Here is a 22,362-nt window from a genome sequence, read left to right as displayed (position 1 = left end):
AGCGGCTTTAGCCGCGAAGCGCCGCGCGGGCGGCGCTCGATCTCATAGGCACTGAATGTATCGAGGCGAACGCTTCGGCGCTCGATCTCACAGGCGCTGAAATTGTTGTGTCGAACACCTTGCGGCCTTCATGCAATAAAAAGCCAACCCCTCACTGCTTCATCCCCAACTCCGCATCATCCATCAGCGCCTTGGCCATCGCCCCCAGATAATGGGCAGCCCAGATCATCATCGGCTTCTCATCCATCAACCCGGTAATGGTCAGCTCGCGCACATACCCCATCAACTCCGAAGACTGCTCGCGGGCATCCCGGCACGGGATCCCGGGCTCGATGCGGAACAACGGGTGGGGGCGATTCTCGCCTTGATAGAACGTGGTCTTGCCGACGGTGAATTGGGTGTCTTCTGTTGTCATTGTTCAATCCCCTCAGATTTCTCTATTGCCTGGGCCGGCCTCTTCGCGGGTAAACCCGCTCCTACAACGACCACCGCTGGCCCAGGCATGTGATGCCCCTCGTAGGAGCGGGTTCACCCGCGAAAGGGCCCGCCCAGGCGACATATCATCAAAGCCTTACAGCAGGCATCTGCCCCTGCATCGGGCTGTCTTCAGAAAAAGGGGATCGTGGGGTGGATCGGGGACATTCTTCAGCATTGGTATTTTTCTCGGTATGGGCCACCACCCTTTGCTGTCAAACAAAAGGGTGGCAGCTGTGCATGGGTTGACAGACCGGTAGAAAAATCCAAAAAGCCCGGCGCACGCGAGGTGCCCCACACACAGCCGCCATAAAGGCGAGAGCCATGAGAATTTTCTGGTCGGCCTGTCAAAGCCGGTCACTGATTCGCCAGCGACCATCCGAGACTAGAGCCCTACCCAGAGCACCGCAATGGCTAGAAGTGGGTTCGGAGTATGTTTGGGAAATGGACTACATGGAATAGGCAAATACTTAAAAAAAATGTAGGAAATCCGACTGGAAATCCTTGGCCTCGTAAATGTGCGCCTCATATATCACAAGGTGCAGTAGACCAAGCCATGAATGACTCCCCCCATAAACCATATCCAACACAATATCTGCCCTACGTTTCCCTGCCTCAAGTAGGAAACTTCCCATAGACATTCAGCGACAATATTGAACACTAAGCTCATTGACCTCTAGCCTCGCGCATATTTTCATATGCCACTCTCAAAAGGTGGTCTTCATGCGCTGGCAGAATTTAATCATCGACGGCAGGGAACGCTGTATGGCGCATCTAAGGCCTGCCACCCATACGTTCGAAATCAGCTCGCGCGTCATCAGCGTAGACTTCACATTTGGATTCCACTGTTTCACAGATAACAAGAACGAAGGTCCGCTTATCACCAACCCTCGTTCGAACGAACAGCGAAACTTCAGCCAGCGCCGCTACGACTGCTCAAAGCTACTTCCAGAATTCGTTGCTCACAGGTTCGTCGACGCCAAGGTTCGCGCCCACTTCGCGGGCAGAAACAATCGCCGATACTTTTGCCTGGACACTTTTGATTACGCGATATTTTTCGAAGCACGCAAATTGGCGAGCAAAGAAAACCTCCTGCGGGTGAATGTAATATCCGCCTATCAAGTAGATCCTTGGGGGCGGACAAGCATGCCCAAGGGACAGCTTTTTAATGTTCGCTACATACTGGAAAAGCGAAATGAAGGCTTGATCATCTAAGCAGCTGCGAACTATTCGAACCCCACAAACAAAAAGCCCCAAAACATTCGTCTTGGGGCTTTCTGCTAAATCTGAATATCGGCCTGGCCTTTCGAATCCCGCTCACTGGCTGGGAGAAATCAGCATCAGCTGGTTCCCGGCATTGCTACCCCCTGATCCAGGGTTCCGGTCTGTAGCAACACCGCAATGCTATCCAAGCGAAGCAACGACGTCAAAGGGATGAACACTCAAAAATGTTTCCGTCTGTTCCGCAACATCAACCGAATCAATCATGGTATCCACCTGTAACTGGCAAAACCTACACTCGCAGCATCCCGCCTCAGGACCGCCCCCATGCCCGAGACCCTGCTCAGCCCCCGCAACCTCGCCTTCGAGCTCTACGAAGTCCTCGACGCCGAAGCCCTCACCCAGCGCCCGCGCTTCGCCGAGCACAGCCGCGAAACCTTCGACGCCGCGCTGACCACCGCGCGCACCATCGCCGAAAAGTTCTTCGCCCCGCACAACCGCAAGGCCGATGAAAACGAGCCGCGCTACGTCGACGGCCGCGCCGAACTGATCCCCGAGGTAAAACCCGCCGTCGACGCCTTCCTCGAAGCCGGTTTCCTCAACGCCAACCGCGACTTCGAAGTGGGTGGCATGCAGTTGCCCAGCCTGGTCTCGCAGGCCTGCTTCGCCCACTTTCAGGCCGCCAACGCCGGCACCACGGCCTACCCGTTCCTGACCATGGGTGCAGCCAATTTGATCGAAAGCTTCGGCAGCGACGAACAGAAGCGCCTGTTCCTGCAGCCGATGATCGAGGGCCGCTACTTCGGCACCATGGCCCTGACCGAACCCCACGCCGGTTCGTCGCTGGCCGACATCCGCACCCGCGCGGAACCGGCAGCCGATGGCAGCTACCGGCTCAAGGGCAACAAGATCTTCATCTCCGGCGGCGACCACGAGCTGTCGGAAAACATCGTACACATGGTGCTGGCCAAACTGCCGGACGCACCACCCGGGGTGAAGGGCATTTCGCTGTTCATCGTGCCCAAGTACCACGTCAACCCGGACGGCAGCCGTGGCCCGCGCAATGATGTGCTGCTGGCCGGGCTGTTCCACAAGATGGGCTGGCGCGGCACCACCTCCACGGCGCTTAACTTCGGCGACAACGGGCAGTGCGTCGGCTACCTGATCGGCCAACCGCACCAAGGCCTGGCCTGCATGTTTCAGATGATGAACGAGGCGCGTATCGGCGTCGGCATGGGCGCGGTGATGCTCGGTTATGCCGGCTACCTGTATTCGCTGGAATACGCCCGCCAACGCCCACAGGGTCGGCTGCCGGACAACAAGGACCCGCACAGTCCGGCAGTGCCGATCATCGAACACACCGATGTGAAGCGCATGCTGCTGGCCCAGAAAGCCTACGTCGAAGGCGCCTTCGACCTTGGCCTGTATGCCGCGCGCCTCTTCGACGACACCCATACCGCCAACGACGAAAACGCCCGCAAACAGGCGCAGGAACTGCTCGACTTGCTGACCCCGATCGTCAAGTCCTGGCCCTCGGCGTTCTGCCTCAAGGCCAACGAACTGGCCATCCAGATTCTCGGCGGCCACGGCTACACCCGCGAATACCCGGTAGAACAGTACTACCGCGACAACCGGCTGAACCCGATCCATGAAGGTACCGAGGGCATCCAGTCACTTGACCTGCTCGGCCGCAAGCTGGCGCAGAACAATGGTGCCGGCCTCAAGCAAATGATCCGCCTGATCGCCGCCACCGGCGAGCGCGCCAGCCACCACCCTAACCTCGACCCGCTGCGCCAGCCGCTGGAGCAACTGGTCAACCGCCTGCAAGGGGTTACCCTGGCCCTGCTCGGCGACCTGGCCCAAGGGAAAGTTGCTGGCGCGCTGGCCAACTCGGCGCTATACCTCAAGGCCTTCGGCCACTGCGTGATCGGCTGGCGCTGGCTGGAACAGGCGATTCACGCCGAACTCGGCCTGCTCAAGGGCAGCCCTGCCGACCGCGACTTCTACCTCGGTAAACTGCAGGCCGCACGTTATTTCCTGACCTGGGAAGTACCGGGCTGCCATAATGAGCTGGCATTGCTCGAGGCGCGCGACGATACCTGCCTCGGCATGCAAGACGGGTGGTTCTAGGGGGAGCCACCGCGTACACGGAGGCTTCCACATGTTCGATTCCAGCGCCCTGCTGCGCCAGCGCTTTGCCGCGCTGCGCAGTACGGCCGAGTTGTTTTCCCTGCGCCATGTGAAACAGTCGCACCAGGCGCTGTCGGTTCGCCGCAATGTTGCCGAGCCGCCCTTCTTCAGCCAGGACGAAGGCGCCATGCTCACCGTGCGGGTCAACGGCGTTGAGGCCTACGCGGCCACCGCCGACCTGTCCCAGGCTGGCCTGCAGCGCGCCGTGGAACAAGCCGAGGCACTGGCCCGGCAGATCGCCCGACACAGCCTGCTGGACCTGCGCGAGCAAGCGGTAACCAGCGCTCGCCACGACCATGTCTCGCCCAACTTCGACCAGCCCGTGCCCAGCCTTGCCGACTGCCTCGGCCTGCTCGCTGCCGAATCTGCCAGCGTGCCCAAGGACAGCCGGCTGGTGGACTGGCAGGCCAGCCTGGGCTTGACCTTGGTCGAGCAAACCTACCTCAACTCGGCCGGCGCCGAACTGCGCCATGCCCAGCGCTTTCTGTTCCCGGGCCTGGGTGTGACTGCCAGCGATGGCCAGGACAGCCAGAGCCGCAGCCTGGGCCGCGACAACTTCGGCCAGCAGGGCGGTTTCGAGATCATCGAGCGTTGTGGCCTGGTCGGCGCGGCCAGCCGAGTTGCCGATGAAGCGCTGCAGTTGCTGCTGGCACCGAATACCCCCAGCGGCCCGCGCGATTTGCTGCTGATGCCCGACCAGATGATGCTGCAGATCCACGAATCCATCGGCCACCCGCTGGAGATGGACCGCATTCTCGGCGACGAGCGCAACTACGCCGGCACCAGCTTTGTCAAAGCCAGCGACTTCGGCCACCTGCAATACGGCTCCAGCCTGCTCAACGTGACGTTCGACCCGACCATCGGCGAAGAACTGGCCAGCTACAGCTTTGACGACGACGGCACCGCCGCCAGCAAGCAGTTCCTGATCCGCGACGGCCTGCTGCTGTGCCCGCTGGGTGGTGCGCTGTCGCAGTTCCGCTCCGGCCTGGACGGCGTGGCCAATAGCCGCGCCTGCGGCTGGAACCGCGCGCCGATCGACCGCATGGCCAACCTCAACATCGAGCCGGGCGACCAATCCCTCGACCAGCTGATCCAGGGGATTGAGCACGGCATCCTGATGCGCACCAACCGTTCCTGGTCCATCGACGATGCGCGCAACAAGTTCCAGTTCGGCTGCGAATGGGGCCAACTGATCGAGAACGGCCAGCTCAAGGGCATCGTCAAGAACCCCAACTACCGTGGCATCTCCGCGCAGTTCTGGCGCAACCTGGTGGCGGTCGGCGACCGCAGCACGTTTCAGGTACTGGGGACGCCCAACTGCGGCAAGGGCGAACCCAACCAGGTGGTGCGGGTCGGTCATGCCTCACCGGCCTGCGTGTTCCGCCAGATCGACGTATTCGGAGGAGACGCCTGATGCTACACGCATTCGAAACCCTGGTCGGGGATGTGCGCGCCGCCCTGCAAGCCGGCGAACAGTTCACCCTCAGTTACAGCGCCGAGCAGTCACAGTTCGTGCGCTTCAACCACGCCAAGGTGCGCCAGGCCGGTGAAGTCAGCCAGGCCAGCGCGCAACTGCGGCTGATCCGCGATGGCCGCCAGGCCGAACAGCAAGTGACCTTGAGTGGCGATGCTCAACTCGACCGCCAACGCCTGACCGATGCGCTGGAACAACTGCGCCAGACCCTGCCGCTGCTGGCCGTCGACCCTTACTTGCGCCTGGACGAAAGTGCTTGGCATAGCCACAGCCAGCAACAGCAACAGCAACCGCTGCCCGAGCTGAGCGAAGTGCTGGCCCTGCTCGACCGCGAAGCCGGTGACCTGGACCTGGTCGGCATCTACGCCGCCGGCCCGATCTGCCGGGGCTTCGCCAGCTCGTTCGGGGCCTTCGGCTGGCACCAGGCCAACAGCTTCAATTTCGACTGGAGCCTGTTCCACGAAAACGGCGAGGCAGTGAAAGCCAACTATGCCGGCCAACTGTGGAGCGCCGACGACTTCACTGCACGCTTGCGCCAGGCACGCGAACAGCTGGGCTTCCTTGGCCTGCCTGCTGTTACCCTCAAGCCCGGCAGCTACCGCGCCTACCTGGCGCCAGCGGCGGTGGACGAAATCGCCGGCATGCTGTGCTGGGGCGGGTTTTCCGCACAGGCCCTGGCCACCGGCAACAGCGCCTTGCAGCGCCTGTATAACGGTGATGCGCGGCTGAGCCCGCTAGTGAGTTTCACCGAGCAGGTCAGCGGGTCGCTGAGCCCTGCGTTTTCCGATGAAGGCTCACCGCGCCTGGATGTGCCGTTGATTCAGCACGGCGCAGCGCTGCAGCGGCTGATCAGTGCGCGCAGCGCGGCCGAGTTCGAGCTGCTGGCCAATGGTGCCGACAGCTACGAATCGCCGTGTGCGCTCAGCCTGGCGCCGGGTGGCCTGGCCAGCGGGCAGATCCTGGAACGGCTGGGCACCGGGCTGTACATCAGCAACCTGTGGTACCTGAATTACTCTGACCTGCCGGCGGCGCGCATGACCGGGCTGACCCGGTTTGCCACCTTCTGGGTGGAGAACGGGCAGATTCAGGGGCCGGTGAGCACCATGCGTTTCGATGACAGCCTGTACAGCTTGCTGGGTAGCCAGTTGGAAGACCTGACCGAGGAACGCGAGATGATCCTGTCGACCAGCACCTATGGACAACGCAGCACCGGGTCGAGTCATTTACCGGGGGCGCTGGTCAAAGGCCTGACCCTGACATTGTAATTGGCAGTACCGGCCCCTTCGCGGCTAAAGCCGCTCCCACAAGGGGGTATGCGATCCCTGTGGGAGCGGCTATAGCCGCGAAAGGGCCGGCCCAGGCAGAAGAGGAAGTCATGCCCGAACGCACCCCGCTGGACCCCGTCACCGCCCGCTGGATCCCCTGGGTGGTGGCCATCGCTTTCTTCATGCAGTCCCTGGACGGCACCATCCTCAACACCGCGCTGCCGGCCATGGCCCGCTCGCTGGCCGAAGACCCGCTGCGCATGCAGGGGGTGATCATCGCCTACATGCTCACCGTGGCCCTGCTGATCCCCGCCTCGGGCTGGATCGCCGACCGCTTCGGCACCAAGCGCATCTTCTTCAGCGCCATCCTGCTGTTCAGCTTCGGCTCGCTGCTGTGCGCCGCCGCCAACAGCCTCGGCTTCCTGATTTTCGCCCGCGTGGTGCAGGGCCTGGGCGGGGCGCTGATGCTGCCGGTCGGGCGGCTGGTGGTGTTGCGCGCCTACCCGCGCAGCGAGCTGGTGCGGATCATGAGTTTCATCACCATACCCGGCCTGCTCGGGCCGCTGCTGGGGCCAACGGTGGGTGGCTGGCTGGTGGAAATCCTCAGTTGGCACTGGATCTTCCTGCTCAACCTGCCGGTCGGCCTGATCGGCTGCTACGCCGTCTGGAAGTTCATCCCTGACCTGCGCGGCACCGAACGTACCCGCTTCGATACCCCCGGTTTCCTGCTGTTCGGCGCGGCAATGGTGCTGATCACCATTGCCATGGAGGGCCTCGGAGAGCTGCACCTGCCGCACCTGCGGGTGATGTTGCTGCTGTTCGCCGGCATGGCGTGCCTGGCCGCCTACTGGCTGCGCGCCGGGCGCGACCCCGAGCCGCTGTTCTCGCCCGGCCTGTTCCGTGTGCGCACCTTTGCCATCGGCATCCTCGGCAACCTGTTCTCGCGCCTGGGCAGTGGCGCCCTGCCGTTTCTGGTGCCGCTGCTGCTGCAGGTGGCGCTGGGCTACTCGCCGGCCCAGGCCGGCATGAGCATGATCCCGCTGGCGGCAGCAGCCATGCTGGCCAAGTCCATTGCCAGGCCGCTGATCGAGCGCTTCGGCTACCGCATCATCCTCACCAGCAACACCTTGCTGCTGGGCATCCTGCTGGCCAGCCTCGGGCTGGTCGACGAGCAGACGCCCTACGCCGTGCTGCTGGTCCAGCTGGGCCTGCTGGGTGCGGTCAACTCGATGCAGTTCACCGCGATGAACACGGTCACCCTGATCGACCTCGACGACGCCAGCGCCAGCAGCGGCAACAGCCTGCTGTCGGTGGTCGCACAACTGGCATTGAGCCTGGGCGTGGCCTGTGCCGGCGCCCTGCTCGGCGGCTTCACCGCAGCGGGTAGCGCCGAGGACGTGGAAACCACGTTGGGCGCGTTCCAGCTGACCTTCGTCACCATCGGCATCATGTCCATGCTGGCCGCGGCGATCTTCCTGCAACTGGCGCCGACGGACGGAAGGCGTGCCCGTCGTCCGGAAGAGCACGTAGAGTCTTAGGGCGAATGGCCATGAGGCTGGTAGACTGTGCGGCATTTTTAGCTTCGCACCGCAGGCCCGCCTCGTGACCACCGAATCCACCGCCTTTGCCACCTTGCCGCTGTCCACTGCCATGCTGGCCAACCTGGACGCTCTCGGCTATGCCTCGATGACGCCGATCCAGGCCCAGAGCCTGCCGGTCATCCTCAAGGGCCAGGACCTGATCGCCCAGGCCAAGACCGGCAGCGGCAAGACCGCCGCCTTCGGTATCGGCCTGCTCAACCCGATCAACCCGCGCTACTTCGGCTGCCAGGCGCTGGTACTGTGCCCCACCCGCGAGCTGGCCGATCAGGTTGCCAAGGAGCTGCGCCGCCTGGCCCGGGCCGAGGACAACATCAAGATCCTGACCCTGTGCGGCGGCGTTTCGCTGGGCCCGCAAATCGCTTCGCTGGAGCACGGTGCGCACATCATCGTCGGCACCCCGGGGCGCATCCAGCAGCACCTGGACAAGGGAACGCTGGTGCTCGACGGCCTGAACACCTTGATCCTCGACGAAGCCGACCGCATGCTCGACATGGGCTTCTTCGACGCCATTGCCAGCATCATCGGCAAGACCCCGTCGCGCCGCCAGACCCTGCTGTTCTCGGCCACCTACCCGGCCGGCATCAAGCAACTGGCCGCCGACTTCATGCGCAACCCGCAGCAGGTCAAGGTCGAGAGCCTGCACACCGACAACCAGATCGAGCAGCGTTTCATCGAGATCGACCCGCAGCAGCGCCTGGAAGCCGTCACCCGCGTACTTGGCCACTATCGCCCGCAGTCGTGCGTGGCGTTCTGCTTCACCAAGCAGCAGTGCGAGGACGTGGTTGCCCACCTGACCGCCAAGGGCATCGTCGCCCAGGCGCTGCATGGTGACCTGGAGCAGCGCGACCGTGACCAGGTGCTGACCATGTTCGCCAACCGCAGCAGCTCGGTGCTGGTGGCGACCGACGTAGCCGCACGCGGCCTGGATATCGATGGCCTGGACATGGTCATCAACGTCGAACTGGCGCGTGATGCGGAAATCCACGTACACCGCGTGGGCCGTACTGGCCGAGCTGGCGAGAAAGGCGTTGCAGTCAGCCTGGTGGCCCCGGCCGAAGGGCACCGCGCTCAGGCTATCGAAGCGTTGCAGAAGAGCCCACTGCGCTGGGACCAGCTGGACAGCCTGAAGAACAAGGGCGGCGAGCCGCTGCTGCCGGTGATGAGCACCCTGTGCATCGCCGCCGGTCGCAAGGACAAGCTGCGCCCGGGCGATATTCTGGGCGCGCTGACCGGTGATGCCGGTATTCCGGGCAAGCAGGTGGGCAAGATTGCGATCTTTGACTTCCAGGCGTTTGTGGCCGTAGAGCGGGCGCTGGCCAAGCAGGCCATGCAACGGCTGAACAGCGGCAAGATCAAGGGCCGCTCCCTGAAAGTCCGCATTCTCTAAAGTTCAGCAAGGTCCCTGTGGGAGCGGGTTTACCCGCGAATGCGGCAGTGAATGCACCATCGCATTCGCGGGTGAACCCGCTCCCACAGGGTTCAGCATTTCAAATCTGAAGGTTCATACCGTGCACTCCACCGACGTGATCATCCTCGGCGCCGGCGCCGCCGGCCTGATGTGCGCCCAGCTCAGCGCCCGCCGTGGCCGCCGGGTACTGTTGCTCGACCACGCCAACAAGCCAGGCAAGAAGATCCTCATGTCCGGCGGCGGGCGCTGCAACTTCACCAACATGTACACCGAGCCGGCCAACTTCCTCTCGCACAACGCACACTTCTGCAAGTCGGCGCTGGCCCGCTACACCCAGTGGGATTTCATCGAACTGGTGTGCAAGCACGGCGTGGCCTACCACGAGAAGAAGCTCGGCCAGCTGTTCTGCGACAACAAGGCCAGCGACATCCTCGACATGCTGCTGGCCGAATGTGACGAGGCCGGCGCCGAAATCCGCATGCACACCAGCATCGAACAGATCGAGAAGACCGAAAATGGCTACCTGCTGCAGACCAGCGGTGGCCAGTTCGCCTGCCAGTCGCTGGTGATCGCCACCGGCGGCCTTTCGATCCCGACGTTGGGCGCCACCGGTTTCGGCTACCAGGTGGCCCGCCAGTTCGGCCATACCCTGCTGCCAACCCGCGCCGGGCTGGTGCCGTTCACCATCACCGAGCCCCAACTCAAGGCACTGTGCACCGAGTTGTCGGGCACCTCGCTGGACTGCACCGCCAGCTGCAATGGCACCAGCTTCCGCGAAAACCTGCTGTTTACCCACCGCGGCCTGAGCGGCCCGGCGATCCTGCAGATTTCCTCCTTCTGGGAAGCCGGCGACACGGTCGAGATCAACTTGCTGCCCGATCGCGACGCATTGACCTGGCTGCAACAGATGCAGGCCGAGCGCGCCAACGCCGAACTGAAGACCGTGCTGGGCGAGGTGTTCACCCGCAAGCTGGCCAACCTGCTGGCCGAGCAGTGGTTCGAGTCCAGGCCGATGAAGCAGTACACCCCGGCGGAACTGGCACAAATCGCCGAGAAGCTGGCGGGCTGGCAGGTAGTGCCGGCCGGCACTGAAGGCTACCGCACTGCCGAAGTGACCCTGGGTGGTGTGGATACCCGCGAAGTGTCATCCAAGACCATGGAATCGCTGAAAAGCCCCGGTCTGTACTTTATCGGCGAAGTGCTGGATGTGACCGGCCACCTGGGCGGTTTCAACTTCCAGTGGGCCTGGGCATCGGCCAACGCCGCAGCGCAGTTCGTGTAGAGTAGCATCCATTCAGCAGCACGGAACGCTTCTTGCTGGCCCGTGCTCAGCGCCGCAATCCGGGCCGCTTTGCGGCCCCGATAACCGGTTCTGAAAGGTATTCCTCTGATCACTGCCTAGCAGGCCATCATGTCATCGAGCTCGTTCCGTCAGTCACTGCGTCGCCTGTGGGGCCAAGACAAGTTCAGCTACAGCATCCGGGTCACCATCGCCCTTACCGGCAGCCTGGCCCTGTGCTGGTACCAGAACGAGATGGCCCTGCTGATCCCGCTGTTCCTGGGCATCATCGCCAGCGCCCTGGCCGAAACCGACGACAGCTGGCAGGGTCGCCTCAGCGCCCTGGCCGTTACCCTGGTGTGTTTCGCCATCGCCGCGCTGGCGGTGGAGTTGCTGTTCCCCTACCCCTGGATTTTCGCCGTCGCGCTGGCCCTGGCGGCGTTCGGCCTGACCATGCTCGGCGCCCTGGGCGAGCGCTACGGCGCCATCGCTTCGGCAACCCTGATCACGGCGGTGTACACCATGATCGGCGTGGACCAGCGCGGCGGCCAGGTGACCGACTTCTGGCACGAGCCGATGCTACTGGTGGCAGGCGCCGCCTGGTACGGGCTGTTGTCGGTGCTGTGGCAGGCACTGTTCTCCAACCAGCCCGTGCAGCAGAGCCTGGCCAAGCTGTTCTTCGAACTGGGCAGCTACCTCAAGCTCAAGGCCAGCCTGTTCGAGCCGGTGCGCACCCTCGACGTCGAGGCGCGGCGCCTGGAGCTGGCCCAGCAAAATGGCAAGGTAGTGGCCGCACTGAACGCGGCCAAGGAAATCATCCTGCACCGGGTCGGCAACAGCCAGCCAAACTCCAAGGTCAGCCGCTACCTGAAGCTGTACTTCCTGGCCCAGGACATTCACGAGCGGGTCAGTGCTTCGCACTACCCTTATAACGCCCTGACCGAGGCGTTTTTCCACAGTGACGTGATGTTCCGCTGCCAGCGCCTGCTGCGTAAACAGGGTTCGTCCTGCCAGGAGCTGGCCCGCTCGATTCGCCTGCGCCAGCCGTTCGTGCTGGCCAGCGGCTATCCCGAAGCCCTTGAAGACCTCAACGCTTCGCTGGAGCACCTGCGCCTGCAGAGCAACCCGGCCTGGCGCGGCCTGCTGCGCTCGCTGCGGGCTCTGGCCGCCAACCTCGCCACGCTGGACCGCCTGCTCAGCGCCGCCAGCAACCCGGACAGCCTGGCCGACGCCAGCGACAGCAGCCTGCTCGACCGCTCGCCGCGCTCGCTGAAAGACGTGTGGACACGCCTGCGCACCCAGCTCACACCTACGTCGCTGCTGTTTCGGCATGCCTTGCGCCTGCCGCTGGCACTGTCGATCGGCTACGGCATGGTGCACCTGATCCACCCCACCCAGGGCTACTGGATCATCCTCACCACGCTGTTCGTCTGCCAGCCCAACTACGGTGCAACCCGGCGCAAGCTGGTGCAGCGCATCTTCGGCACCGCCGTCGGCCTGACGGTTGGCTGGGCCTTGTTCGACCTGTTCCCCAACCCGGTCATCCAGTCGTTGTTCGCCGTGGTCGCCGGGGTGGTGTTCTTCGTCAACCGCACCACCCGCTACACCCTGGCCACGGCCGCGATCACGCTGATGGTGCTGTTCTGCTTCAACCAGATCGGCGACGGCTACGGCCTGTTCCTGCCACGCCTGTTCGATACCCTGGTGGGCAGCCTGATTGCCATCCTGGCGGTGTTCCTGTTCCTGCCTGACTGGCAGGGCCGGCGGTTGAACAAGGCGCTGGCCAATACCCTGGCCTGCGCCAGCGTGTACCTGCGCCAGATCATGCAACAGTATGCCCATGGCAAGCGTGACGACCTGGCCTACCGCCTGGCCCGGCGCAACGCCCACAACGCCGATGCGGCGCTGTCCACTACCCTGGCCAACATGCTGATGGAGCCGGGGCATTTCCGTAAGGAGGCCGACGTCGGCTTCCGCTTCCTGGTGCTGTCGCACACCTTGCTCAGCTACCTTTCGGGGTTGGGCGCGCACCGCGACACGGCGCTGCCGGCCGAGGTGCAGGAGCAGTTGATTGAAGGTGCCGGGCAAAGCCTGGCCAGCAGCCTGGACGAGATTGCCAACGGCCTGGCGGCGCGGCTACCGGTGGCGATTCATAGCGATGCCGAAGAGGCGCTGGCCAATGCCCTGGAGCAGATGCCGGAAGAGCTGGATGAGCATCAGCGGCTGGTGCAGACACAGTTGGCGTTGATCTGCCGGCAGTTGGGGCCGTTGCGGACCTTGGCGGCGCATTTGATCAAGGAAGGTGCGCCGGCCTGAGGCTTGTGTTGCCTGTGCGGGCCTATTCGCGGGTGAACCCGCTCCCACAGAGACCGCACAGATCTAAAACTCTGTATAAATCCTGTGGGAGCGGGTTCACCCGCGAATAGGCCCGCACAGGCAATACAAATCAAAAGCCATGCTGACGCAGTAGCCGCGCATAGCTGCCATCGGCCTTCATCGCCGCAATCGCCTGCTCGAACCGCGCGACGATCCGCGCATGCTCCGGGTGCTTCAGGCTGACCAGAATGTGCAAGGTGTTCTCCCCCAGCGGCGGTTCCACCAGCACTACCCCATCACGCACCTCCTGCGGCTCGCGCTGCAGGTTGTGGCGAGCCACATATTCGTCTTCCACCGCCAGGTTCACCCGCCCTGCCGCCAGCATGCGCACCGCCGAGGAAAAGTTGCGCACCGGCACCTTGTGCAAACGGGTATCGCCGTCGAATTCGGGTGAATAGGCGTAATCACGCACCACGGCGATGCTGTAAGGGTACAGGTCGGTTTGCCGCTGGTAGCGGAGCGTATCGCCCTTGCGTTGCAGCAGGCGAACACGGTTGGTCAGGTACGCTTTGGAAAATTGCCCGATGCTGGCACGCGCATCGTTGTACCAGGCATTGATCAGCACGTCGTAGCGCCCTTCTCCTACGCCTAGTAGCGCCCTGGCCCAGGGCACCTCCTCATAGGCACTGCTGTAGCCGGCGCGTGCCAGGGCTGTGGTGACCAGGCTGGTGGCCAGGCCGCCGCCCGGCATGCTGGCATCGTTGAACGGCGGCCAGTTGTCAGCCACCAGGCGCAACTTGTCGTGACCCGGGGCGGGTGTCGCCAGCATCATTGCCAGCATTCCCAGCACACAAAGCAGTGGCCGCATGCTCAGGTCCTTTCGCAACAGAGGGCACACACTGCCGATGAGATTACACAAAGCCGCTGCCGAGGGCAGCGGCCAATAGTGTCATTTAGCCTCTATTTTGGCCGATGCCTGTGCAGCATGCGATGATCGAGGCCCATTCAAGGAGTTCGCGCCAATGTCCATCGACTGGCTCTGCAAGCACCACACCGACCTTGGCAAAGAGCAGCTCTACGCCATCCTGCAATTGCGCACCGAAGTGTTCGTGGTCGAGCAGCGCTGCGCCTACCAGGAAGTCGACGGCCAGGACCTGAGCGGCGATACCCTGCACCTGATGGCCTGGCAGGAAGACAAACTGGTGGCCTACCTACGCCTGCTCGACCCACAGTCCCAAGGCGGGGACGTGGTGATCGGGCGGGTGGTGACCTCGCCTGAAGCGCGTGGGCTGAAACTGGGGCACACGCTGCTGCTGAAGGGGCTGGAGGCGGCGGAACATTGTTGGCCGGGGGTGCCGGTGTACCTGTCGGCGCAGGCGCATCTGCAGGCGTTTTATGCCGGGCATGGGTTTGTGGTGGTGGGTGAGGAATACCTGGAGGACGACATTCCGCATATCGGCATGCGCAAGGGCTGAGATTGCCGGGGGTGCTTTGCACCCCTATCGCGACGCAAGGCCGCTCCTACAGGAGACCGCGTTCCTTTGTAGGAGCGGCCTTGTGTCGCGAAAGGGCCGCGAAGCGGCCCCGGGTTTTCAAGGGTAACCCAGCACTTCGCGGATCTGCCGCAGGTGCTGGATGATCCATTGCTTGTCGATCGCCCCCCAGTCATGAATGCGGTAATGCCCGGCGTGGTTGCGTGCGCCTTCCTGCTGTTCGAACTCGCAGACGATATCCAGGTCGGCCAGCGCAGCGATGGTGTCCTGGGCGGTGCGCCGTGGCATTCCGGTGGCCTCCATCAGGGCGGGCACGCTGGTCGCGGTCTGGCTGTCGATCAGCCAGGCCACGTACAGGCGGCGGTAGAAGCTGCTCTTGGTCTTGCTCACTTCCATGCTGCATGTTCCTTAGAGGTTGCCCGGCAGCTCCCGATAGGTCAGGTAGACGCGCAGGTCGAATTCCAGTTGGTGATAGTCCGGCTCCATGTGCTGGCAGAGCTGGTAGAACGCCTTGTTATGGTCGCGCTCGCGCAGGTGCGCCAGCTCATGCACCACGATCATGCGCAGGAACTGGGGTGCGGCCTCCTTGAACAACGAGGCAATGCGGATTTCCTTCTTGGCCTTGAGCTTGCCGCCCTGCACCCGCGACACCGCAGTATTCAGGCCCAGGGCCCGGTGGGTCAGGTCGAGGCGGCTATCGAACAACACCTTGTCCAGGCCCGGCGCGCTGCGCAGGTACTGCTGGCGTAAATCCTGGGCATAGCCGTACAGCGCCTTGTCGCTTTGCACGTCATGGCGGTCGGGGTAGCGGCGCTGCAGGTACTCGCCCAGGCGGTCGCTGTCGATCATCTGCCGCACCTGCTCCTGCAGGTGCGGCGGGTAAGCTTGCAAGTAGCGTAATACGGTCATGGCACTGCATTCAGCGTAACGAATGCCGATTCTAGCCAATCAGGGCCCTGGCCAGGAGAAAATCACCGGAAAGCCGCTGGCATCGGCTGCAGTCATTGGCCTGGCGACCAGAAACCCCTGCACGTATTCACAACCATTGGCCCGTAACCAGGCCGCCTGGGCCGGGGTTTCCACGCCCTCGGCGATAACCGTGATGCGGTAGTCGGCGCACAGGCCAATGACGCTGCGCACCAACGCGGCATCCACCGCCGAGTCGGGCAGCCGCGCCACCAGGTGGCGATCGAGCTTGAGGGTATCGATCGGCAGGTCACGCAGCATGCGCAATGAACAATCGCCGGCGCCAAAATCATCCAGCGCCACCCTTACCCCCAGCTCGCGCAGGCGGTGTATCTGCTTCACCGCCGCATCGATGTTGTACATCAGCGAGGTTTCCGCAACTTCCACCTCTATCTGTGCCGGCTGCAACTGGTAGAGCTGAATCACCCGCTGCAGCTCTTCAACCAGGCTAGGCATGGCGAACTGTGCCCGGCTCAGGCTGATGCCCAGCACCAGGCCTGCCGGAAAGCGCTGGTACCAGGCTTGACGCTGGGCCGCACCCTGGCGGTAGATCCAGCTGGCCAGGCGGTTGATCAGGCGCGCTTCCTCAAGCAAGGGGATGAACAGGCCCGGAGGCACATCGCCAACGCTTGGGTGCTGCCAGCGCAGCAAGGCCTCGAACCCACGCAGGTGGCCATCGACAAAGCTGACCTGTGGCTGGTACACCAGGCTGAAATCCTGCTGTTCGATGGCCGCGCGCACACTGTCTTCAAGCATCAACCGCGAGCGCGCCCGGCCGTTGAGTTCCTGGTCATAAAAGCGGTACTGCTGGCGCCCGGCCTGCTTGGCGGCATACATCGCCGCATCTGCCGCCCGCAGCAGGCCTTCGACATTGGCCCCGCATTCCGGGTAGGTGGCGATGCCGATACTGACCCCAAGACACACATCAAGCCCGTCTACCTCATGGCTGATGGATACCCGTTCCAGCAGGCGTTCGGCATAACGCCCGGCCTGCTCCGGGTAAGGCAGGCTGTCGAACAGCGCGGTGAACTCATCGCCCCCCATGCGCGCCAGCAAGGCCTCGCTGCCCAGGCAGTCCTTGAGCTGCTCGGCAACCCAGCGCAGCACCCGGTCACCGGCGTCGTGGCCAAGCGAGTCGTTGATGCGCTTGAAGCCATCCAGGTCCATGTACATCAGTGCTTGCGCCTTGTCCGAGCGCTCGTTGCGCAGCAACGCCCCTTCGGCCGCCTGGTAGAACCCGCGGCGGTTGAGCAGGCCGGTGAGCGGGTCGGTGACGGCCTGGTACTCCAATTGCTGATGCAGGTTACGCACCACCGACATGTCCAGCACGGTCACCACCATGGCCTGCTGCTCGGCCGGCAGTGGTGCACAGGACAACGCCACGGGCACCAGTTCGCCGCCCAAGGTACGCAGATGCGCATCGTGCACACGGTAAATCTGCCGCCCCAGGTAAGCCTGGTAGAAATCCGACTCAAGCCACAGGCTGGCGCTGGCCAATTGCACCAGGTCGAGCAGGTGCGCACCTTGCAGTTGCTGCACGGGGGCCGCCAGCAAGCGGGAAATGGCCGGGTTGGCAAAGCTGATGATGCCCTGGGCATCGACCACCAGGATGCCTTCGGCGGCGTTTTCCAGGATTGACGCATTGAATGCCCTGGCCGCTTCCAGCTCACGGGTCAGCCGCTGTAGCATGCGCCGGTTGCGCTGCTGGTCGAGCAAGGCCTGGACCTTGGGCTTGAGGATTTGCGGGTCGAACGGTTTGAACATGTAGTCCACGGCGCCGCTGGCGTAGCCTTTGAGCACGGCCGCTTCGGACTGTTCGTTGGCGGTGAGGAAAATGATCGGTGTCAGCCGCGTGCGCTGGCTGCCGCGCATCAGCCGGGCGACTTCAAAGCCGTCCATTTCCGGCATTTGCACGTCGAGCAAAACCAGGTCGACATCGTGCTCAAGCAACGCGCTCAAGGCTTCCATCCCCGAGCTTGCCGTCAACACTAGCCAATCCTGACGGGCCAGCAAGGCCCGCATGCTGATGAGGTTCTCGGGGTAATCGTCTACCACCAGTAGAACCGAACTGCCATCCACTGCCTGTGGTTGAGGGTGAGCGCCATCCATGCTGCTTCTCTGTTATGTGACCGACTTCAACATGCGGTTGGATCCATTAATACTCTAGACCTGAGCGGATAACACGCAATGCAATCAGAACGCTATCAGTGACTGAACTGTACGGTAGCCGACCAACGGTTGTTCTGCCGAAAATATATGCTGGCGTTTCTAACACCCCACAATGAAAAAACCCGCATTTCTGCGGGTTTCTTGTGTAGCCGGGTGGCTTAGTTGACCTTGGCGGCCAGCTCACCTTTGGCATAGCGCTGGAACATGCCTTCCAGGGAGATCGGCTTGATCTTCGAGGCATTGCCGGCGGTGCCGAAGGCTTCGTAACGGGCGATGCACACGTCACGCATGGCTTTCACGGTTTCGGCGAAGAACTTGCGCGGGTCGAACTCGCTCGGGTTCAGGGCCATGTGGCGGCGCATGGCACCGGTGGACGCCAGGCGCAGGTCAGTGTCGATGTTCACCTTGCGCACGCCGTACTTGATGCCTTCGACGATTTCTTCAACCGGTACGCCGTAGGTCTCTTTCATCTCGCCGCCGTACTGGTTGATGATCGCCAGCCACTCTTGCGGTACCGAGGAAGAACCGTGCATCACCAGGTGGGTATTGGGGATGCGCTTGTGGATTTCCTTGATGCGCTCAATGGCCAGGATGTCACCGGTTGGCGGCTTGGTGAACTTGTAGGCACCGTGGCTGGTACCGATGGCGATGGCCAGGGCGTCGACCTGGGTCTTCTTGACGAAGTCGGCGGCTTCTTCCGGGTCGGTCAGCATCTGGCTGTGGTCCAGAACGCCTTCGGCGCCGATGCCGTCTTCTTCGCCGGCCATGCCGGTTTCCAGCGAGCCCAGGCAACCCAGCTCACCCTCTACCGAAACGCCACAGGCGTGCGCCATGGCAACGGTCTGCTGGGTAACACGGACGTTGTACTCGTAGTCGGTCGGGGTCTTGCCGTCTTCGCCCAGCGAGCCGTCCATCATCACCGAGCTGAAGCCCAGCTGGATCGAGCGCTGGCAGACGTCAGGGCTGGTGCCGTGGTCCTGGTGCATGCACACCGGGATGTGCGGGAATTCTTCGATGGCAGCCAGGATCAGGTGGCGCAGGAACGGTGCGCCAGCATACTTGCGGGCACCGGCCGAAGCCTGGACGATCACCGGGGAGTCGGTCTTGTCGGCCGCTTCCATGATGGCGCGCATCTGCTCGAGGTTGTTGACGTTGAAAGCTGGTACGCCGTAACCGAACTCGGCGGCGTGGTCCAGCATCTGGCGCATGCTAATGAGTGCCATTGTGTATCTCTCTCCCGACAAGCGTCGTTTGTTTCGTGCAAGCCTGCCGCAGGGGCGGTTGCTGTTCAAGTAGTGTGGGCCACCGTTGCGGCCCGGCCAGTCACGGTGCCTTGCAGCCCCGCCCAATCAGGTCGTTGGTTGCCACCCAGTACACCAGGCCTTCTTCGCCCTTGGTGTGGAAGGCCAGCATGCCATCGCTGTACAGCGCACCCGAGGCACCCGGTTCAGCCTTGAGCCGGTAGACCTGGTCACCGCCGCCAAGGCGTAAGTCGACCTGGTCGCGTTGCGTATCGGCGAAGCGCCACAGCACTTCGGCCTGGGTGTCGCAGACCCAACGGGTCCAGTTGTCTGCCGGGGCGGGTTGCGCCGGCTGCAGCAGTGAGCATCCTGCCAGTGTCGCCAGGGCCGTTACGGCCAAGAGCGCTTTCATTACATATCCTCTAGATGACCACACAGCGGTCGCTTGGTTGCCTGGCCCGACGAAACGCCGGAATCAAGGGCAACCCGGCGCCTTGCGCTGGTGGTCTTCATCGTACTTTTCCAGGCCTTCCGGGCCCACGCGCTTGCTGATGACCGGCACGGTCTCGGCCTGCCACTCGGACTGGTAGCAACCGCCCTTGGGCGGCTGCGCCGGGTCGTCGGCACTCGAGGACGGGCTGCCGGAACACGCGCTCAGCAAACCCGCCAGCATCATCACAGGCAATTGCTTGACCATCAGGCCACTCCCTTTGCCAAGCGCCGACGTCATCAGGCCTTGGCCCGCTCTTCCAGGATTGCCACGGCTGGCAGGACCTTGCCCTCGACGAACTCGAGGAAGGCGCCACCACCGGTAGAAATGTAGGAGATTTCCTTGCTGACGCCATATTTGTCGATGGCTGCCAGGGTGTCACCGCCACCGGCGATGGAGAACGCGGCGCTGTCAGCGATGGCCTTGGCCAGCACCTTGGTGCCGTTACCGAACTGGTCGAACTCGAACACGCCGACCGGGCCGTTCCACAGGATGGTTTTCGACGACTTCAGCAGCTCGGCGAAGTTGGCAGCGGTTTGCGGGCCGATGTCCAGAATCATGTCGTCGGCGGCAACGTCGGCGATGGCCTTGACGGTGGCTTCGGCAGTTTCGGCGAATTCCTTGGCAACCACCACGTCAACCGGCAGCGGCACGCTGACCTTGGCAGCAATGGCCTTGGCGGTATCGACCAGGTCAGGCTCGTACAGCGACTTGCCCACCGGGTGGCCGGCAGCAGCCAGGAAGGTGTTGGCAATGCCGCCGCCGACGATCAGCTGGTCACAAACGCTGCTCAGGCTGTTCAGCACGTCCAGCTTGGTGGAAACCTTGGAACCGGCAACGATGGCCGCCATCGGCTTGGCCGGGGCCTTCAGGGCCTTGCCCAGGGCATCCAGCTCGGCAGCCAGCAGCGGGCCGGCAGCAGCGACCTTGGCGAACTTGGCTACACCATGTGTCGAACCTTCGGCGCGGTGAGCAGTGCCGAACGCGTCCATGACGAACACATCGCACAGGGCGGCGTACTTCTGCGCCAGCTCGTCGGCGTTCTTTTTCTCGCCCTTGTTGAAGCGCACGTTCTCGAACAGCACCAGCTCACCGGCCTGTACTTCGACGCCGTCGAGGTAGTCGGCCACCAGCGGCACGTCACGGCCCAGCGCCTTGCTCAGGTACTCGGCAACCGGCTTGAGGCTGTTCTCGGCCGAGAATTCGCCTTCGGTCGGGCGACCCAGGTGCGAGCAGACCATTACCGCCGCGCCCTTCTCCAGGGCCAGCTTGATGGTCGGCAGCGCTGCCAGGATACGCGCGTCGCTGGTTACCACACCGTCCTTCACAGGCACGTTGAGGTCTTCGCGGATCAGTACGCGCTTACCTTGCAGGTCGAGGTCGGTCATCTTCAACACGGTCATGAATGCAGTCCTTCAGGGCTGTTTGTTGCGGATTGGTTGAACGACGTGCAGAAAGTGTTCGGCAACGTCGAGCATACGGTTGGCGAACCCCCATTCGTTGTCGAACCAGGCCAGCAGGTTCACCAGGCGGGGGCCGGAAACGCGGGTCTGGCTGGCATCGACGATTGCCGAATGCGGGTCATGGTTGAAATCACAGCTGGCGTGCGGCAGCTCGGTGTAGGCCAGCAGGCCTTTCAGCGGGCCTTCCAGCGCCGCCTCGCGCAACACCTGGTTGACCTCGGCCGCGCTGGTGTCGCGGGCGGTCTGCAGGGTGATGTCCAGGCACGAGACGTTGACGGTCGGCACGCGTACCGCTTTGGCCTGGATTCGCCCGGCAAGTTCCGGAAGCAGGCGCTCGATACCGCGCGCCAGGCCGGTGGACACCGGTATCACCGACTGGAAGGCCGAACGCGTACGGCGCAGGTCTTCGTGGTGGTAGGCGTCGATTACCGGCTGGTCGTTCATCGCCGAGTGGATGGTGGTGATCTGCACGTATTCGATGCCGAACGCCTGGTCCAGCACACGCAGCAGTGGCACGCCGCAGTTGGTGGTGCAGGAGGCGTTGGACACCAGGCGTTCGTTGCCGGTCAGGCAGGCCTGGTTGATACCGTAGACCACGGTGGCATCGACGTCGGCCTCACTGGCCATCGGCTGCGAGAACAGCACCCGCGGCGCGCCGGCATCGAGGAAGCGCTGGCCATCGGCACGGGTGTTATAGGCACCGGAGCACTCCAGCACCAGGTCGATGCCCAGCGCGGCCCAGTCGATGCCTTCGGGGGTGGCGCTGCGCATCACTTTCACGCAGTCGCCATTGATATGCAGACAGTCGCCATCGACCTTCACCTCGCCGGGGAAACGCCCGTGGGTGGAGTCGAAGCGGGTCAGGTATTCCAGGCTGGCCTGGTCGGCCAGGTCGTTCAGCGCGACGATCTCGAAACCGGCCTTTGCCCCCCGCTCGAACAGCGCGCGCAGGACACAGCGGCCGATACGGCCATAACCGTTGAGTGCAACTTTGTAGGGACGCAGGTGGGGCATTCGTTGGCTCGCTAACGCATGATGGCTGTTGGGGCCGCGTTGCGGCCCATCGCGACGCAAGGCCGCTCCCACAGGTACCGCGCCGTCATCGGGCTACGCGGTACCTGTGGGAGCGGCCTTGCGTCGCGATGGAGGGCAGAGCCCTCCCCTTGCACGACCTGGAGGGCGTCACTGCCCTCCATTGTTACATCAGTCTTCCAGCAGCTCTTCGGCAGTACCGAGGATGTTCTCCAGGGTGAAACCGAATTCTTCGAACAGTGCCGAAGCCGGCGCCGACTCACCGTAGGTGGTCATGCCG

The 22,362-nt window shown here is 63.2% G+C and carries 20 protein-coding genes; 9 read left to right on the top strand and 11 right to left on the bottom strand.

Annotated features, from left to right (window positions below):
• Nucleotides 1-151 precede the first annotated feature (151 nt).
• On the bottom strand, nucleotides 152-415 hold the full coding sequence (locus tag IAE39_RS23785; protein WP_201206968.1) for a DUF3077 domain-containing protein: 264 nt from the start codon (nucleotides 413-415) through the stop codon (nucleotides 152-154).
• A gap of 782 nt (nucleotides 416-1,197) precedes the next feature.
• On the opposite strand from IAE39_RS23785, the gene IAE39_RS23780 reads away from it, so the two are divergent.
• The 8 genes from IAE39_RS23780 (at nucleotide 1,198) to yccS (ending at nucleotide 13,228) form a co-directional block, all read left to right on the top strand.
• Complete coding sequence (locus IAE39_RS23780; protein WP_201206967.1) at nucleotides 1,198-1,689, top strand: hypothetical protein; 492 nt, start codon at nucleotides 1,198-1,200, stop codon at nucleotides 1,687-1,689.
• A gap of 333 nt (nucleotides 1,690-2,022) precedes the next feature.
• Nucleotides 2,023-3,825 (top strand): acyl-CoA dehydrogenase, encoded by a 1,803-nt coding sequence (locus IAE39_RS23775; protein ID WP_201206966.1) that lies wholly within the window; start codon nucleotides 2,023-2,025, stop codon nucleotides 3,823-3,825.
• 31 nt (nucleotides 3,826-3,856) lie between these two features.
• The gene (locus IAE39_RS23770) at nucleotides 3,857-5,299 is read left to right on the top strand and encodes a TldD/PmbA family protein (protein ID WP_201206965.1); all 1,443 of its coding nucleotides are present in this window, start codon (nucleotides 3,857-3,859) and stop codon (nucleotides 5,297-5,299) included.
• Nucleotides 5,299-6,624, top strand: coding sequence for a TldD/PmbA family protein (locus tag IAE39_RS23765; RefSeq protein WP_201206964.1), 1,326 nt, complete (start codon nucleotides 5,299-5,301; stop codon nucleotides 6,622-6,624). Before IAE39_RS23770 ends, IAE39_RS23765 begins: the two co-directional genes overlap by 1 nt.
• 110 nt (nucleotides 6,625-6,734) lie before the next feature.
• A complete protein-coding gene (gene mdtD / locus IAE39_RS23760; protein ID WP_201206963.1) occupies nucleotides 6,735-8,162 on the top strand; it encodes a multidrug transporter subunit MdtD in 1,428 nt (475 codons plus the stop codon).
• 112 nt (nucleotides 8,163-8,274) lie between these two features.
• Nucleotides 8,275-9,612, top strand: coding sequence for an ATP-dependent RNA helicase DbpA (dbpA, locus tag IAE39_RS23755; RefSeq protein ID WP_236548798.1), 1,338 nt, complete (start codon nucleotides 8,275-8,277; stop codon nucleotides 9,610-9,612).
• Between the two features lie 121 nt (nucleotides 9,613-9,733).
• Nucleotides 9,734-10,915 (top strand): NAD(P)/FAD-dependent oxidoreductase, encoded by a 1,182-nt coding sequence (locus tag IAE39_RS23750; RefSeq protein ID WP_201206961.1) that lies wholly within the window; start codon nucleotides 9,734-9,736, stop codon nucleotides 10,913-10,915.
• A 129-nt stretch (nucleotides 10,916-11,044) separates the two neighbouring features.
• Complete coding sequence (gene yccS, locus IAE39_RS23745; protein ID WP_201206960.1) at nucleotides 11,045-13,228, top strand: YccS family putative transporter; 2,184 nt, start codon at nucleotides 11,045-11,047, stop codon at nucleotides 13,226-13,228.
• A 130-nt stretch (nucleotides 13,229-13,358) separates the two neighbouring features.
• Here the strand turns inward: yccS and IAE39_RS23740 are convergent, their stop codons facing one another.
• A complete protein-coding gene (locus IAE39_RS23740; RefSeq protein WP_201206959.1) occupies nucleotides 13,359-14,096 on the bottom strand; it encodes a substrate-binding periplasmic protein in 738 nt (245 codons plus the stop codon).
• 154 nt (nucleotides 14,097-14,250) lie between these two features.
• On the opposite strand from IAE39_RS23740, the gene IAE39_RS23735 reads away from it, so the two are divergent.
• Nucleotides 14,251-14,703 carry a GNAT family N-acetyltransferase gene (locus tag IAE39_RS23735; protein WP_201206958.1) on the top strand — a complete coding sequence of 151 codons (453 nt, stop codon included), beginning with the start codon at nucleotides 14,251-14,253 and terminating at the stop codon, nucleotides 14,701-14,703.
• 117 nt (nucleotides 14,704-14,820) lie between these two features.
• Here IAE39_RS23735 and IAE39_RS23730 read toward each other — a convergent pair whose 3' ends face one another.
• The 9 genes from IAE39_RS23730 to IAE39_RS29770 form a co-directional block, all read right to left on the bottom strand.
• Entirely contained in the window at nucleotides 14,821-15,117 is a 297-nt protein-coding gene (locus IAE39_RS23730) for a winged helix-turn-helix domain-containing protein (protein ID WP_016395304.1), read from the bottom strand.
• 12 nt (nucleotides 15,118-15,129) lie between these two features.
• Nucleotides 15,130-15,630, bottom strand: coding sequence for a M48 metallopeptidase family protein (locus IAE39_RS23725; RefSeq protein ID WP_201206957.1), 501 nt, complete (start codon nucleotides 15,628-15,630; stop codon nucleotides 15,130-15,132).
• A gap of 39 nt (nucleotides 15,631-15,669) precedes the next feature.
• Nucleotides 15,670-17,796, bottom strand: a complete 2,127-nt coding sequence (locus IAE39_RS23720) for a putative bifunctional diguanylate cyclase/phosphodiesterase (RefSeq protein ID WP_201206956.1) — start codon at nucleotides 17,794-17,796, stop codon at nucleotides 15,670-15,672.
• Between the two features lie 218 nt (nucleotides 17,797-18,014).
• Entirely contained in the window at nucleotides 18,015-19,079 is a 1,065-nt protein-coding gene (gene fba / locus IAE39_RS23715; RefSeq protein ID WP_201206955.1) for a class II fructose-bisphosphate aldolase, read from the bottom strand.
• Nucleotides 19,080-19,179: 100 nt separating this feature from the next.
• Entirely contained in the window at nucleotides 19,180-19,509 is a 330-nt protein-coding gene (locus IAE39_RS23710; RefSeq protein WP_201206954.1) for an MliC family protein, read from the bottom strand.
• A gap of 63 nt (nucleotides 19,510-19,572) precedes the next feature.
• The gene (locus IAE39_RS23705) at nucleotides 19,573-19,827 is read right to left on the bottom strand and encodes a hypothetical protein (protein WP_201206953.1); all 255 of its coding nucleotides are present in this window, start codon (nucleotides 19,825-19,827) and stop codon (nucleotides 19,573-19,575) included.
• Complete coding sequence (locus IAE39_RS23700; protein WP_201206952.1) at nucleotides 19,827-20,990, bottom strand: phosphoglycerate kinase; 1,164 nt, start codon at nucleotides 20,988-20,990, stop codon at nucleotides 19,827-19,829. Before IAE39_RS23700 ends, IAE39_RS23705 begins: the two co-directional genes overlap by 1 nt.
• A 12-nt stretch (nucleotides 20,991-21,002) precedes the next feature.
• Nucleotides 21,003-22,064 (bottom strand): erythrose-4-phosphate dehydrogenase, encoded by a 1,062-nt coding sequence (epd, locus tag IAE39_RS23695; protein ID WP_201206951.1) that lies wholly within the window; start codon nucleotides 22,062-22,064, stop codon nucleotides 21,003-21,005.
• Nucleotides 22,065-22,253: 189 nt separating this feature from the next.
• Nucleotides 22,254-22,362: hypothetical protein (locus tag IAE39_RS29770; protein ID WP_236548796.1), on the bottom strand; the 109-nt coding region annotated here is incomplete at its 5' end.

It is taken from the genome of Pseudomonas sp. S37 (genome assembly GCF_016658545.1).
In the GTDB taxonomy this organism is placed as follows: domain Bacteria; phylum Pseudomonadota; class Gammaproteobacteria; order Pseudomonadales; family Pseudomonadaceae; genus Aquipseudomonas.
Note: the sequence above shows the minus strand (reverse complement) of the source record. Positions and strands in the feature narration are given on the sequence as shown.